Here is a 15,285-nt window from a genome sequence, read left to right on the forward strand (position 1 = left end):
CTCAACACATGGGCGATCAGCTTTGCTCCGTGACGGGATAGCGTGGCTTGTGCATCGCCAGATCGGCGTCGGTCAGCGTGACCAGCACCGGCCCGGCGGTGTACAGCAACGACGCCTCCACCGGCCGCCCCGGAAAGATCACTTTCAGGGCGGCGACATAGCCTGCCATCTGGCGCAGGTGATAATCCGGCGGCGTATCGGGCACGCGCCGGCCGGTCTTGAAATCGACCACGCGGATGGTGTTGCCGACCAGCAGCCGGTCGACCTTGCCGGACACCACCAGCCCGCCCTCGATCGTCGCGGCGATCGGCGCCTCGGCCAGGCTGTCGGGGCCGAACAGCGCGGCGTGCGCCGGATCGTCGATCACCCGCAGCGCCGCCGCCACGATCTCCGCCCGCCGCGTCGCCTCACCGATACCCGCCGCCTGCGCCAGCCAGCGATCCGCCGCGCGTGCGCGGTCGGCGGCGGCCACCGCCGGCAACCGCTCGAACAGCGCATGGATCAGGCTGCCCCGCTCCGCCGCCGCCCGCATCGCGGCGGTGGGTGGCGGGTCGGAAACCATGTCTTCGCCCAGCGCCGACGGCGCGAGCGGACGCGGCGGTCGCGCCTCGACCGGCGCGGGCGTCCGCGCCCAGTCGGGCAGCAGCACCGGATCGCGGGTCGCCGTCGCCGCCTCGCCGCGGACCGGCGGCACCGGCTTGCCGTCCTCGAACCGCCGGACGCCGCCGCCCTCGACCACGGGGACTCCCAGCGTGGTCATCGCGCGGGCGGCGGCGGCATACCAGCTGGCGGCTGGCGGCTCCCCCTTCGCCTTGGGGCCCAGCGCGCCGGCGATCACCAGCCGTTCCTCGGCGCGGGTCGCCGCGACATAGAACAGCCGCCAATGCTCCTCCAGTTCGCGCGCCTCGGCGGCGCTGCGCACCTCGTCGAGCGGGCCGCCCCGTTCCCCGGCGCGTGGCGCAAACACCGGGATCGCCGCCGCGCCGTCCTCCGGCGACCAGCGCAGCACCGATCGCGGCGAGGCGGTGGGATCGACGCACGCATCCGCCAGGATCACCACCGGCGCCTGCAACCCCTTGGCCCCGTGCGCGGTCATCACCCGCACCGCGTCCAGCGGCGCGGAGGGGTCGCGCACGATCTCCACGTCGCCGCGATCGAACCAGTCGAGGAAGCGTTGCAGCGACGGCGTCGTGGTGTGTTCGAACGCCAGTGCCGCGCCCAGCAGTTCCTCGATCGGATCGCGCGCCTCCGCGCCCAGCCGGTGGAGCAGCTTGCGTCGCCCGTCGAGCGGCCCGGACAGCAACTCCTCCAGGAACTGATAGGGCGTGGTGAAATCGGCGCGTGCCAGGATGCGGCGCAGCGGCGCCAGCCGTTCGGTCGTCTGGGTATCGGCCAGATGCGACCACAGGCTGCCCTCCTTGCGGGGTGCCGCAACCATCAGCTCGTCCTGCGTCCACCCGATCAGCGGCGACACCAGCAGGCTGGCCAGCGACAGGTCGTCGTCCGGCTGCAACGCGAAGCGCACCGCCGCCAGCAGGTCCTGCACCGCCAGCGGCGCGTTCAGCCGCAACCGGTCCACCCCGGCGACCGGCACCCCCTCGGCATAGAGGCGCGCCACGATCAGCGCCGCCAGATCGCCACGACGCTTGACCAGGATCATCACATCCTCGGGCCGGATCGGCCGGCCGCGCGCACCCAGCATCGTTTTCTCGTCCAGCCAGCCGCGTACCGCCCGCGCGATATCGCCCGCCAGTTGCCGGACCGAGTCGGTTACCCAGCCTTCTTCCTCGTCCTCGCCATGGTCGCCCGGCACGACGGGTGGCCACAGCGTCACGCTGCCCGATCCCGGCACCTCGCTGGCATGGGTCTCGATCGCGCCGATCGCGCCCAGCCCCGGTTCGGGCACCTCGGCCACGGCGGCGTCGACGAAGGCCAGCACCGGCCGGGTCGAGCGGAAGCTCTGGGTCAGCGACAGCCGATGGAACGGCAGGCCGCGTTCCTCCTCCGGCCAGTCGTCATCGCCCGCCACCGATTGCGCCTGCTGCCCGAAATGGCGCTCGGCCCAGGCGAAGTTGAACGGGCTGGTACCCTGAAAGCCGAAGATCGCCTGTTTCCAGTCGCCGACCGTGAACAGCGTCCGGCTCGACGGGGCATGGACGCCGCGCCCGACGAAGAACTCGTCGGCGATCGCCCGCACGATCCGCCACTGGTCCAGATTGGTGTCCTGCGCCTCGTCGATCAGAACGTGCTCGGTCACCTGATCCAGCTTGAAGCGCACCCATTCGCCGACGCCCGGTTGTTCGAGCAGTGCGACGGTGCTGCGGATCAGGTCGTCGAAATCGACCCCGCCGACCCGGCGCTTGGCCACGTCATAGGCGCGCGCATAATCGCGCCCCACCGCCAGCCCGCCCGCCAGCAGATCGGCATAGCCGATGCGCGCGCCGAGCGAGATGATGTCGATGCATCGCGTGCCCAGCTCGGTCGCCAGTTCGACATAATCGGGTTCCGCCGCGATCAGCTTGGGCGATGCCTTGCGCGGCTCCCCCTTGCCGGTCAGCACCACCCCGGCCAGTTCCGACAGCGAGGCGGCGCGCGCCTCCGCCCCGCCGGTCAGCCAGCGCGCGACGATATCGGCATGGGCCAGGCCGGTCGCGGTGCCCCAGGCGGCATTGGCCCCGGCGATGCGGCGGATCGCCGCCAGGTCGAGCGCCGCGACGCCCTCCGCGATCGCCGCCGCCGCCTCACCCTGCGGCAGGTCGAGCGCGCGGCGCAGCCATGGCCCGATCCCGGACGGCAACGCCTCCAGCGCCCGCAGCGATTTCGCACAGGCATGGAGGAAGGATTCCGCCCCGCCCTCGCCCAGCCGCAGCGACAGCGCGCCGATCGTCTCGACCACGATCCCGCGCCCCTCGCGCTCGGCATCGGACAGCATCGTCGCCAATGCCTCGCGCGCCAGCACCGCCTCCTCGCGCGCCTCCAGCGGGCGGAAGCCGGGGGTCAGCCCCGCCTCGACCGGGAAGGCGGCGAGCAGCCCCTGACAAAACCCGTGGATCGTCTGGATGCGCAGGCCGCCACCCGGCGCGTCCAGCACCTTGGCGAACAGCGTCCGGGCGCGGCCACGCTGCACCGGATCGCCGGGCTCGCCCAGCGCATGGAGATCGGCGGCCAGCACCGTATCGGGCAGCCGCACCCACGCGGCGAGGCGGGCGTTGACGCGGTGCGCCATCTCCGCCGCGCCCGCCTTGGTAAAGGTCAGGCACAGGATCGCGGATGGCTCCACCCCCTGCAGCAACAGGCGGAACACGCGGGCGGACAGCACCTGCGTCTTGCCGGTGCCGGCGGAGGCGGACAGCCAGACATGCGCCTGCGGATCGCTGGCCGCGGCCTGATCGCCCTTGAGGCGTGGCAGGGGGCGCAGTTCAGCGGTCACGGCCATACCATTCGTCGCGCCGCATCAACTGGTCGTATTCGGCATAGGGGGCATAATCGGGCACCAGCTTGGCGGTGAACGGTTCGGTGCCGGTCAGCCATCTGCCCACCACGTCGGTGAAATTGGCCGCCGCCAGCGTGGTGAAATCCCCGGTCACGATGCGGTCGCGCTTGCCGTCGGGATCGACGGGCGAATCGATATAGCCGAACGCGTCGCGCCGCTTGGCCAGCGACCAGTATTCGAACGCGCCCGCCACCCCGCGCACATCCTCGAACCCGCCGCGCTCCGCGATCAGGCCCAGCAAACCCAGTTGCAGGCTGAACCCCTCGCGCACCGCCGTCGCGCTGGGGGGCTTGCCGGTCTTGTAGTCGATCACCGCGATCCGCCCGTCCGCCAGCCGGTCCAGCCGGTCATAGCGCCCCGACAGGGTCACGCCGGCGATCTCGATCGTCCCCTTGCCCTCCGCCGCCAGCACATGACGGCCCTCGGCGGCGAACGCGGTGACCTGATCCGCGATCCAGTCGATCGCCTCGCGCAATCGCGGCTGCCACAAGGCGCGCAGCAGCGGATGCACCTCGGCGGTTTCCAGCATCCGCATCGCCCGCGGGCGCAGCGCATCGGGGGCGCAGGCGTCCTGTCGCCACCATTGCTCCAGAATGTCGTGGACGGCGTTGCCCCGCCACGCGGCGGTGGGATCGGCATCGACCGGGTCGAGCGGCGACAGCCGCAGCACCCGGCGCGCATAGAAGGCATAGGGGTCCGCCTTCAGCCGATCGACCTCGGTCACCGAGATCGCGCGCGGCCGGCGCTGCGCGGGCGGCGACGGGGCCGGCCGGGCGGCGGGTTCGTGCGCGGCGGCTGCGTCGATCAGGCGGGCGCGTTCCTCCAGCGCATGATCGCGTTCGAACCGGTCGCCCGCCATCGCCTGCAACCGCAACCACAGCCGCGAGGCGAGCGCCGGCGACGATCCGTCGCGGCGCGAGCGGGTGACGATCACGCGCGGCGCGCCCAGCCCCTGCGCGAAATCATGCGCGGCGGTGCCGATCCGCCGTTCCAGCCCCATAACGCCCAATGTCGCGCGGATGCGCGGCGCCAGCCACGGATCGGGAGCGGGCCGGCCGGGCCAGACCCCTTCGTTCAGGCCGCCCAGGATCATCAGGTCGGCGGTCTGCAACCGCGCCTCGATCAGGCCGTAGATGGCGAGGCGTGGATGCCCGCGCCCCTGCGCCGGCCGCACCGCCACCTCGTCCAGCAACGTGCGCAGCAGTTGCGGCACCTCGACCGGATCGACCGTCGCGGGGCCGGCGGGGGCCTCCGCCTCCAGATCGGCGATGAACTCCGCCGCCGCCCGCCCGGCCGGACCGGACCAGAGCGGATCGCCGCACAGCGCCACCGCCGCCTCGCGCAGGCAGGCGATCAGCCCGCCCAGCGGCTGCGGCCCGGCGGCGAAGGTCCTGCCCACCGGTTCCAGCGCCGGGCAGGCTTCCGCCCAGAACGCCGCCGCCCGTCCCTTCAGCGCGCCGCCGATCCCGTCCAGCCCGGCCGGCGGGCGCGGCCCGCGCAAGGCCCGGTCGAGCAGGCGGACCCCGTCCAGCCACGGCAACCGCGCCTCGCCACCGCGCACCAGCGGATGCTTCAGCAGCGCGAGCAGCGACAGTGGCGCGAACCGCTGCGCCGCGGCCTCGGCCAGGGCGAGCAGCAGCGTGCCGGGTGCCGCCAGCGACAGCGGCCGGCCGGCGCTGTCGTCGATCTCGATGCCCCAGCGGCTGCAATGCACCGCCACCCGCCGCGCCAGCGCGCGATCGGGGGTGACGAGCGCGGCGGTCCGCTCCGGTTCCTCCAGCGCCTCGCGCAGCGCCAGCGCGATCGCCTGCGCCTCGTCCGCCGGGGTGGCGAGTTCGGCGGCGGTCACCCCGGTCAGCCGGCGATCGGCGGCGGCGAGATCGGTCCATTTGCCGGTGAAATCGGCCGGTGCCAGCGCGTTGGCGATCGCCCTGCCCCGCGCGGCATCGGCATCGGCCCCCTCGCCCCCGCCGCGCCAGCGCGACACCTCGCCCCGGCCGACCCCCATCCGATGCAACAACTGGCGCAGGTGGAACTGGGGATGCGTCTCGATCGCCCGGCCCTCCGCCGGCATCAGCGCGTCCCATTCCGCGTCCGGCATGTCGAGGTCGAGCCCCGCGAACACCACCTGTCCATGCGCCATGCCGGATACGCAGCGCAGCAGCCGCGCCACCGCCGGCGCGGCATCGGTGATCCCCGCCGCGCACACGAACCCGGCCGGCGGCGTCCGCGCCCATCGCTGCTCCAGCTGGCCCAGCAATCGCGCCCGCCGCGCCGCCGCGTCGATCACGCCCAGCCGCGCCAGTTCGGCGGGCCAGCGATCGAGCACCACCGAAAAGGTCGCCAGCGCGCGGCGCCAATGTTCGGTCAGCTCCGGCGCGAGATCCAGTTCGGCAAGGCGCGCGGGCGGCACCTCCTCCACCAGCAACTGGTCCAGCGTCCGGGCCAGATCGCCGGACAGCCGCACCGCCTCCGCCCCCGATACCGGATGGCCGGCCCGTGCCCGTTCCTCGCCCACCAGCCGGGCCAGGATCATGCGCCGGGCATACGGGGCGACCGCAGGGGGCGGCGGCGCCTCGTCATCGACCGGATCGAGCGATGCGCCCACCGCCTCGCCCAGATCGGGATCGCCCAGCGGCACCAGCCGCGGCAGGATCAGCCCGCCGCCGCTGGCCCGCACGAACGCATCGGTGATCGCGCGCACGGCGCGGTTGTTGGGCAGCAGCACCATGCCCCGTGCCAGTTCGTGCGGATCGCGCGCGCGCATCAGTCCGGCGACCAGCGCATCCGCGAAGGCGCGGTGGGCGGGGATGGTGTACAGGCGCGGCCGGGCGACGCCGCCGGCCCCGGCCCCTATCCCGGCCCGGGCATCAGCCATCGATCAGCAACGCCTCGGTCCGGGGGATCGCCGCCGGGGTGCCGACATCGAACCACAGTCCCTGATGGACCAGCCCATAGGCACGCCCCGCCGCGATCGCCCGATCCCAGAACAGGTTGGTCGAGAACGGCCCCGCCGGCCAGTCCGCGATCAGGCGCGGATGGATGATCTGCACGCCGGTATAGGCGAAGGGCGCGACCGTGCCCGGCCGCCGTCGGCGGGTGATGCGGCCATCGCCGCCCAGATGGAAATCGCCCGCGCCGCGATGATTGTGCGCCCGCGCCAGCGGCACCATCAGCAGCAGCGCGTCCATCGTATCGCCGTCCCACCGCGCCGCCAGTTGCTTCAGCGTGTCGACCGGGCCGTCGACCCACAGATTGTCGCTGTTGACGACGAACAGCGGCGCATCGCCCAGCAGCGGCAGCGCCTGCGCCAGCCCGCCGCCCGTCTCCATCAACTGTGCCCGCTCGTCGGACAGGACCAGTTCGATCCCGTCGCCGCGCGCCTGCAGATGCGCCTCCAGCGTATCGGCGAGGTAATGGACGTTCACCACCGCGCGCGTCACGCCCGCCGCCGCCAGCCGATCGAACACATGGTCGATCAGCGGCTTGCCCGCGACCTCGACCAGCGGCTTGGGCCGGGTGGCGGTCAGCGGGCGCATCCGCTTGCCCAGCCCCGCCGCCATCACCATCGCGGTGTGCGGCACCCGCGCGCCCGGATCGGGGCGGATCGACAATTGCCGGTTCATGCCGCGATCGCCAGCGGATCGCCGCGCCGGTCGGCGGGGATATTGGCGTCGAACCACCGCGCGACCGGCGCCAGCACCGGCTGTGCCAGATCGCGTTCCAGACACGCCCAGACGCGGGGACACAGGCCGGCATAGCGGGGCTTGTCGTCGCGTCGCCACAACCGGGTGAAGATGCCGACGATCTTCGCGTTCCGCTGCGCGCCCAGCACGTGATAGGCGTTCAGGAACGCCGCGTCCGCACCGGTCGCCGCGCGGTATCGTGCCAGCATCGCCGCCTCGATCGCGGGGGATACGTCGCGGCGGGCATCCTGCAACAACGACACGAGGTCATAGGCCGGATGGCCGGCCAGCGCGTCCTGGAAATCGAGCAGGCCCAGTTGCCGCCCCTCGCCCACCAGCATCAGGTTCTCGGCATGGTAATCGCGTAGGACGGTGACCGGCGCGGCGGCGATCGCGTGATCGAACACGGCATCCCACGCCGCGACATACCCGTCCCGGTCGGGCTCGATCCCTACCGCCGGGCAATACCAGTCGACGAACAGCGCCGCCTCCCGGTGCAGCACCGCCCGGTCATAGGGTGGGAGCGGGCCGGCCGGATGTCGCGCCAGATCGACGAGCAGATCGATCGCCTCGCCGTACAGCGCCACCTCGCCCGCCGGGTCGGCATCCACCGTCTCGCGGAAGCGCACGTCGCCCAGATCGGTGATCAGCACCAGCCCCTGCACCTCGTCCAGCGCCAGGATCGACGGTGCCAGAAAGCCATGCTCCTCCAGCCAGCGCGCCATGGCGACGAAGGGCCGTGGGTCCTCATGGGGCGGCGGCGCATCCATCAGCACCGCGTGGCGCGCACCATCCGTCACCCGGAAGTAACGGCGGAACGACGCATCGCCCGCCAGCGGGGCGATGGCGGCATCGCCCCAGCCATGGTGCGTCAGGAATGCAGCGGCGCCGGGGGGCGGCGCCATCGCCATCAGGGTCGGATCGGCCATCGCGCTTCCCAAGCCGGGGGCACCGTCGCTGTCAAGCGACGGGTGCCGTCCGGCTCGATCGCCAGCACCAGCGCCAGCGCCTCCGGCCAGGCGCGCGGGCCGGCGCGATCGGGCCATTCGACCAGCAGCACGCCATCGCTACGCTCGTCCTCCAGTCCCAGTTCCGCCACCGCGTCGCTGTCGTCCAGCCGGTACAGGTCGACGTGCAGCACAGGCAGATTGACCTCCGGCGGACGATAGGGCTGGACGATCGCATAGGAGGGTGACGGCGCCTCCCCCGCCAGCCCCAGCGCCGCGAGCAGACCCCGCGCGATACTGGTCTTGCCGGCACCCAGCGGCCCGGTGAGCGTCACCACATCACCCGGCCGCACGACCCCGGCCAGCGCGATGCCGACCGCGTGGGTCGCCGCCGCATCGGCAAGGACCGTCATCGCCGCGGCAACTCCACCGTTACAAGCGTACCCTGCCCCTGTTCGGACACGAGCTGGACGGTGCCGCCATGCGCCTCCACGAACTGCCGGGCGAGCGGCAGACCCAGCCCCAGCGCGCGTTCGCCGCCAGGCTGGAGGTTGGGTTCGGCGAACCGGTCGAAGGCACGCGCCAGACTGTCGGGATCGAGGCCCGGCCCGTCGTCGGACACGATGATCCGCGCCCGCGTCGCGGTACCGTCGGCATGGAGCAGGATGCGCCCGCCCTGCGGCAGCGCCGCCATCGCATGGCGCAGCAGATGCTCGACGACCTCGCGCAGCCGTTTCGCATCGCCCTGCACGCGCCCGACCGAGCGGCCGACCTCGATCGCGAAGTCGATATGGTGGCGCTTGATCGCGGGCTGCACCGCCTTGGCGGCCGAGCGGACGACGACGCCCAGGTCGACATCGCCGCGCTCGATCTCCGCTCCCTCGTCGCCCCGCGTCAGGTCGAGCACATCGTCGATCAGCAGCGCCAGCCGCTCGACCGAATCGAGGATCGCCTCGACATAGCTGCCCGCCTGATCCGGCAGCGCACCGGCATAACCGCCATGCAGCATCTCGGCGAAACCGCTGATCGAAGTCAGCGGCGTCTTGAGCTCGTAGCTCATGTTGGCGACGAACTGCGTCTTCACCTTGTCCGCCGCCTCCAGCGCGTTGGCGCGCTCGCGCAGCGCCTGTTCGGCACGGCGGCTGTCGGTGATGTCCAGCAGCGTGAACAACGCGTTGCCGTCGGGCAGCGGCACCGCCCCGAATTCGAAATGGCGGCCATCGGCCAGCGCGATCCGCCCGCCGCGTTGCTGGCGATCGGCGATGGCGGAGCGGACGAGATCGGGGATCAGGCTGGCACGGCCGGGGCTGGCCAGCTTGCTCGCTACCCGTTCGGCGAAGGCGTCGACCCGGGGGTGCCCGGACAGGAATTCCTCATCGACATCCCACAGCGCGCGGAACCGATTGTTCCACAGCTGCAACCGGCCATCCGCCGCGAACACGCCCAGCGCCTCGAACAGATTGTCGAACGTGGCGGTGCGGACGCGCAGCAAGGTGTCGCGTGCGCTCGCCAGCTGGACCTGCTCGGTCCGGTCCTCGAACACCAGCAGCAGCCCGCCCTCGGGCAGCGACTGGGCCACGACGCGGATGTGGAGCCCGCCCGGCAGATGCCAGTTCTCTTCGGTCGGGCCCTCCGCACCGATGAACCAGCCACGCCGCTCCGCTTTCCAGCCGGGGAAATCGCGTACCTCGGGCAGGCGGTTCGCCTCGCGCATCCTTTCCAGCACGCGGTCGAACTCCGGCCGGTCGGCCAGCCATTCGGCGCGCATCGCGAACATCCGGCGGAACGGCTGGTTGAAGAACACCAGCGCCCGGTCGGGCCCGAACTGCGCGACGCCCGCCGACAGCCGGTCGAGCATCTCGCGCTGCGCATCGGCGAAGCGTTTCGCGCCGCTGCGGGCCTGTTCCAGATCCTCGATATCGACCGCGAAACCGGCGACGCCGCCGGTCGGCAGCGGCACGTCGATCACCCGCAGCGTCCGGCGTTCGCCATCGATCGTGGCGGGCAGCACCTGTTCGCTGGGGCGGCCGTGACTGCGCGCGGCGGTGGCTCCGGCCAGCGGCCCGCCGCGGTCCGACCCCTCGATCAGTTCCAGCCCGCGCGCGATCACATCGGCGGCATCGCGACCCTCCACCGCCTCGACATAGGCGAAGTTGACCATCGCCAGCCGCATGTCGGCACCGCGATACCACATCGGCATCGGTGCCGCCTCGATCAGCCCGGTCAGCGCGTCATAGGCATCGCGCATCCGGGCGTTGACGCCGCGCAGCCGCTCGATCTCGCCGCTCGTCTCGGTCGCGTCATGCACCCAGACGACGATCACGCCCTGCCCCAGTTCGGACGGTGCGCGGGTACCGCGCAGCGTCAGCGATCGCGGCGACCCCTGCGGCCGCATCGCCCGGTCGAACGGGCGCCCGGATTTCTGGGCGATCGACACGTCATGTTCCAGCATCGCGGCGTCGTCGGCGGTCAGCCCGGCATCGCCCTGATGCATCGCCGCCAGCGAGGTCGGCTGCACCGTCAGGCCGAACCAGTCGGCCAGACTGGGCGGCATGTCGACCCGGCCGTCGCCGCGCACCACCATCGCCAGCGACGAACTGGTCCGCAACATCGCCTGAAGCGCGCGATTGTCGTGCATCACCTGCACGGCCTGCCGCCGGGCGCGCAGGCCGACGAACAGCAGCGCGGCGCCGGCCGTCAGCAGCACGAACACGACCGCACCGATCGCCACCGCCGTCAGATTCGGGATGACGATCATCGCCGGCCGCCACGGCAGGGCGCCGATGGACGGGGAAGGATCATCGGTTCGGTCTGCCAGTTGCGCTCACGATCGGTTCATTGGGTTACGCCAAAGTCCATATCATGCAAGCCCGGATCGCCCCGGCGCGAGAACGGGCGCCGGCAAAAGCCGACGCCCGTCGATCGTGTGATGCCGCTTCCCACCGGAACCGGCACGGGATCAGTAGCGATAGTGATCCGGCTTGAACGGCCCCGACACCGGCACGCCGATGTAACCGGCCTGCTTCGGCGTCAGCTGCGACAGCTTCACGCCCAGCTTCTCCAGATGCAGCGCCGCGACCTTCTCGTCGAGGTGCTTGGGGAGGACATAGACCTCGTTCTTGTACTGGTCGCTCTTGGTCCACAGCTCGATCTGCGCCAGCGTCTGGTTGGTGAAGCTGGCCGACATCACGAACGACGGGTGGCCGGTCGCGCAACCCAGGTTCACCAGCCGGCCCTTGGCCAGCACGATGATCTGCTTGCCGTCCGGGAACTCGACCAGGTCGGTGCCGGGCTTCACCTCGGTCCACTTGTAGTTCGACAGGGCGGCGATCTGGATCTCGCTGTCGAAGTGGCCGATGTTGCAGACGATCGCCATAGGCTTCATGGCCTTCATGTGATCGGCGGTGATGACGTCGGCATTGCCGGTCGCGGTGCAGAAGATGTCGGCGCGGGTCACCGCGTCCTCCATCGTCACCACCTCGAAACCCTCCATCGCCGCCTGCAACGCGCAGATCGGATCGACCTCGGTCACCATCACGCGCGCGCCGCCGTTGCGGAGCGACTGGGCCGAGCCCTTGCCGACGTCACCGAAGCCCGCGACGCAGGCGACCTTGCCCGCCAGCATCACGTCGGTGGCGCGACGGATCGCGTCGACCAGCGATTCCTTGCAACCGTACAGATTGTCGAACTTCGACTTCGTGACCGAATCGTTGACGTTGATCGCGGGGAACGGCAGCTCGCCCTTCTTGGCGATCTCGTACAGGCGGTGGACGCCGGTGGTCGTCTCTTCCGACACGCCCTTCAGGTTCTTCACCGTCTCGGTCAGATAACCCGGACGCTTGGCGATGAATGCCTTGACCGACCGCTGGAACTCGACCTCCTCGTCATTCTCCGGCTCGCCGAACGATGCGCCAGCTTCCAGCTTGGCGCCCCACAGCGCGAACATCGTGGCGTCGCCGCCATCGTCGAGGATGATGTTGGCGGTTTCGTCGCCCCAGTCGAAGATCGAGCCGACATAATCCCAATATTCGGCCAGCGTCTCGCCCTTGATCGCGAACACCGGGATACCGGCGGCGGCGATGGCGGCGGCGGCATGGTCCTGCGTCGAGAAGATGTTGCAGGTCGCCCAGCGCACGTCGGCGCCCAGCGCGGTCAGCGTCTCGATCAGCACCGCGGTCTGGATCGTCATGTGCAGCGAGCCGGTGATGCGCGCGCCCTTCAGCGGCTGCGATGCGCCGAATTCCTCGCGCAGGGCCATCAGGCCGGGCATCTCGGTTTCGGCGATGCGGATTTCCGCCCGGCCAAAATCGGCGAGGCCGATGTCACGGATGACGTAGTCGTTGGTCTCGGCGGCAAGTGCGGTGGCCACGAGTGATGCTCCTGAACGCGAATGAATGAAGCCGTCCTTACGAGGTTCGTCCCCCGCGATCAAATATAAAGATATCTTTATATCTGTTCAGGCGGTTCCCGCTCCGCTCACCAGCAGGCGCGGATCGATGCCCGCATCGGCAAAGGCGCGCTGCCATCGGTCGGCGGCAGGCACATCGTACAGCAGGTCGATCCCGCCCTTGACCGGCAGCCACCCAGGGGTCGCCAGTTCGCCATCCAGCTGCCCCGCGCCCCAGCCGGCATAGCCGAGGGCGATCACCCATTGCCGCGGCCCCGCCCCGGCGGCGATCGCGCGCAGGATATCGAGCGACCCCGACAATGCCCAGCGTCCGGCCACGTCGACCGAATCCTGCCCCATCCAGTCGAGCGAGTGAAGCAGGAAGCCACGGCGCACCTCCACCGGGCCGCCGACATGGACCGGCGCGTCGGGCGCATCGCCCGGATCGATCCCGAACTGCCGAAGCACCGAATGGAAGCCGATCCCCCCGATCACGTCGCCCAGCCCGATCCCGACCGCGCCCTCGGCATCGTGCGCGCACATCGCGATCACCGCACGATCGAAATCGCGATCGCCCATACCGGGCATCGCCAACAGGAATTGTCCGGTAAGATAAGCGGCTTGCGACACGTCCCACCGTCATAGCGCGTGCCGGCCGCCTCCGCCACGCCGGAATGATCGCTTGAAATGGCGGCGTGCCCCATCGACATGCCGCCCGAACCTCAGGAGATCATCATGACCATTGCCATCGGCCAGCCTATTCCCTCCGCCACCCTCGTCAAGGTGACTGACGACGGCCCGGACAGCATCGACAGCGCGGACTTCTTCGCGGGCCGCACCGTCGCCTTGTTCGCGGTGCCGGGCGCCTTCACGCCGACCTGCTCGGCGCGTCACCTGCCCAGTTTCGTCGACAATCTGGACCTGCTGAAGGCGAAGGGCGTCGACGAGGTCGCCTGCACCTCCGTCAACGATGCGTTCGTGATGCAGGCCTGGGCGAAGCAGGCCGAGGCGGCGGGCATCACCATGCTGGCGGACGGCAACGGCGAATTCGCCACGGCGCTCGGGCTGGCGATGGACGGTTCCAAGTTCGGGATGGGAACCCGCAGCCAGCGTTATTCGATGCTGGTGAAAGATGGCGTAGTGACCCAGCTGAACGTCGAGCAGCCCGGCGAATTTCGCGTCAGTTCCGGCGATTACCTGCTGGGCGCCCTGTAGGGATCGCCGGGCGGGCGGGGCGGAGGCGGTGTCTTGCCTCCGTCTTCGTCGGGGCGTAGCGATCGGGCATGTCCACCGCTTCCACCATCGTCGCCGAACTCGACCGCCTGTACACCGCCTCCGTCACGCGGTTGCAGGCGGCGCTGACCGCCTATCTCACCGATCGGACCGTGCCCGATGCCGCGGCACGGTCCGACGGCAGCTTCGCCTATCCCGAAATCCGGTTGCGGTTCGCCGGCGAGCATGGCCGGCCCGCGCCGTTGCGCTCGTTCGGCCGGCTGGTATCGGCCGGCGAATACCGGATCAGCGTGACCAAGCCGGCGACCTTCGCCGCCTATCTGACCGAACAGCTCGATCTGCTGATCGAGGATTATGACGTCACCGTCGAGGCGGTGGCCGGGCGGCAGGAGATACCTTTCCCCTATGTCCTCGATCCCGGCCACGCGTTGAGCCTGGACGAGGTATCCGCGTCGGAACTGTCCCGCTTCTTTCCCGCGACCGAACTGGCGCATATCGGCGACGAGATCGCCGACGGACTGTGGATGACGGCGGACGGCACCCGACCGCTCGCGCTGTTCGACGGCCTGCGCACCGATTTCAGCCTGGCGCGGCTGCGCCATTACATGGGCACCCCGGCCGAGCATGTGCAGCGGTTCGTGCTGTTCACGAATTATCACCGCTATGTCGATGAATTCGTTCGCTGGGCCGCATCGCAGCTTGGCGAGGGCAGCCGGTTCACCGCGCTGTCGGGCGCCGGCAATGTGATGATCACGCGGCCCGAGGATGTCGACACCATCGTCACCGACAGCGCGTGGCGCCGTCACCAGATGCCGGCCTATCACCTGATGGCGGACGACAATACCGGCATCACGCTGGTCAATATCGGTGTCGGCCCCTCCAATGCGAAGACGATCTGCGACCATCTGGCGGTGATGCGACCGGAAGCGTGGCTGATGATCGGCCATTGCGGCGGCCTGCGCCCGTCGCAGCGGATCGGCGATTACGTCCTCGCCCATGCCTATCTGCGCGACGACCATGTGCTGGACGACGTGCTGCCGCCCGAAATCCCCGTCCCCGCCATCGCCGAGGTGCAGGTGGCGATGGCCAAGGCGGCGGAGATTGTGTCCGGCCAATCGGGTGACGAACTGAAACGTCGCCTGCGCACCGGCACGATCGTAACGACCGACGATCGCAACTGGGAATTGCGCTATTCCCGCTCCGCGTTGCGCTTTTCGCTCAGCCGGGCGGTCGGCATCGATATGGAGTCGGCGACGATCGCGGCACAGGGCTATCGTTTCCGGGTACCCTATGGCACGTTGCTGTGCGTGTCTGACAAGCCGCTGCACGGCGAGTTGAAACTGCCCGGTCAGGCCAACCGGTTCTACGAACGCGCGATCAGCGAGCATATGCGGATCGGGATCGAGGCCTGCGAGCAGTTGCGGCTCGAAGGCGCCAAGTTGCACAGCCGCAAGCTGCGCGCCTTCAACGAACCCCCCTTCCGCTAGGATCGCAACCATCGCGTGATGGTGGCGTTACGCTCCCGGAACCATTCCGAGG

10 protein-coding genes are annotated in these 15,285 nt (G+C 70.4%); 2 read left to right on the forward strand and 8 right to left on the reverse strand.

Features of this window, described 5'->3' with window-relative positions; genetic code table 11:
- Nucleotides 1-16: 16 nt before the first annotated feature.
- The 8 genes from addA to IFT82_RS00450 form a co-directional block, all read right to left on the reverse strand.
- Nucleotides 17-3,436: a double-strand break repair helicase AddA gene (gene addA, locus IFT82_RS00415; protein ID WP_192123275.1), complete on the reverse strand. Its 3,420-nt coding sequence runs from the start codon at nt 3,434-3,436 to the stop codon at nt 17-19.
- Nucleotides 3,420-6,371, reverse strand: a complete 2,952-nt coding sequence (locus tag IFT82_RS00420) for a PD-(D/E)XK nuclease family protein (RefSeq protein WP_192123277.1) — start codon at nt 6,369-6,371, stop codon at nt 3,420-3,422. Before IFT82_RS00420 ends, addA begins: the two co-directional genes overlap by 17 nt.
- Nucleotides 6,364-7,119: a nucleotidyltransferase family protein gene (locus IFT82_RS00425; RefSeq protein WP_192123285.1), complete on the reverse strand. Its 756-nt coding sequence runs from the start codon at nt 7,117-7,119 to the stop codon at nt 6,364-6,366. The genes IFT82_RS00420 and IFT82_RS00425 overlap by 8 nt, the downstream gene beginning before the upstream one ends.
- A complete protein-coding gene (locus tag IFT82_RS00430) occupies nt 7,116-8,084 on the reverse strand; it encodes an aminoglycoside phosphotransferase family protein (protein WP_192124223.1) in 969 nt (322 codons plus the stop codon). Before IFT82_RS00430 ends, IFT82_RS00425 begins: the two co-directional genes overlap by 4 nt.
- Before the next feature lie 5 nt (nt 8,085-8,089).
- Nucleotides 8,090-8,539, reverse strand: coding sequence for a tRNA (adenosine(37)-N6)-threonylcarbamoyltransferase complex ATPase subunit type 1 TsaE (gene tsaE / locus IFT82_RS00435; RefSeq protein WP_192123287.1), 450 nt, complete (start codon nt 8,537-8,539; stop codon nt 8,090-8,092).
- Entirely contained in the window at nt 8,536-10,884 is a 2,349-nt protein-coding gene (locus IFT82_RS00440; protein ID WP_192123297.1) for a sensor histidine kinase, read from the reverse strand. The genes tsaE and IFT82_RS00440 overlap by 4 nt, the downstream gene beginning before the upstream one ends.
- A gap of 201 nt (nt 10,885-11,085) precedes the next feature.
- On the reverse strand, nt 11,086-12,495 hold the full coding sequence (gene ahcY / locus IFT82_RS00445) for an adenosylhomocysteinase (protein ID WP_192123299.1): 1,410 nt from the start codon (nt 12,493-12,495) through the stop codon (nt 11,086-11,088).
- A gap of 87 nt (nt 12,496-12,582) precedes the next feature.
- Entirely contained in the window at nt 12,583-13,143 is a 561-nt protein-coding gene (locus tag IFT82_RS00450; RefSeq protein ID WP_446740932.1) for a YqgE/AlgH family protein, read from the reverse strand.
- 105 nt (nt 13,144-13,248) lie between these two features.
- Here IFT82_RS00450 and IFT82_RS00455 point away from each other — a divergent pair, with 105 nt between their 5' ends.
- Together IFT82_RS00455 and IFT82_RS00460 are read left to right on the forward strand one after the other, a co-directional pair.
- The gene (locus tag IFT82_RS00455) at nt 13,249-13,728 is read left to right on the forward strand and encodes a peroxiredoxin (RefSeq protein WP_192123301.1); all 480 of its coding nucleotides are present in this window, start codon (nt 13,249-13,251) and stop codon (nt 13,726-13,728) included.
- A gap of 68 nt (nt 13,729-13,796) precedes the next feature.
- Nucleotides 13,797-15,233: an AMP nucleosidase gene (locus tag IFT82_RS00460; RefSeq protein ID WP_192123303.1), complete on the forward strand. Its 1,437-nt coding sequence runs from the start codon at nt 13,797-13,799 to the stop codon at nt 15,231-15,233.
- Nucleotides 15,234-15,285 lie beyond the last annotated feature (52 nt).

The sequence above is a fragment of the Sphingomonas sp. CFBP 8760 genome (assembly GCF_014841615.1).
GTDB lineage: Bacteria > Pseudomonadota > Alphaproteobacteria > Sphingomonadales > Sphingomonadaceae > Sphingomonas.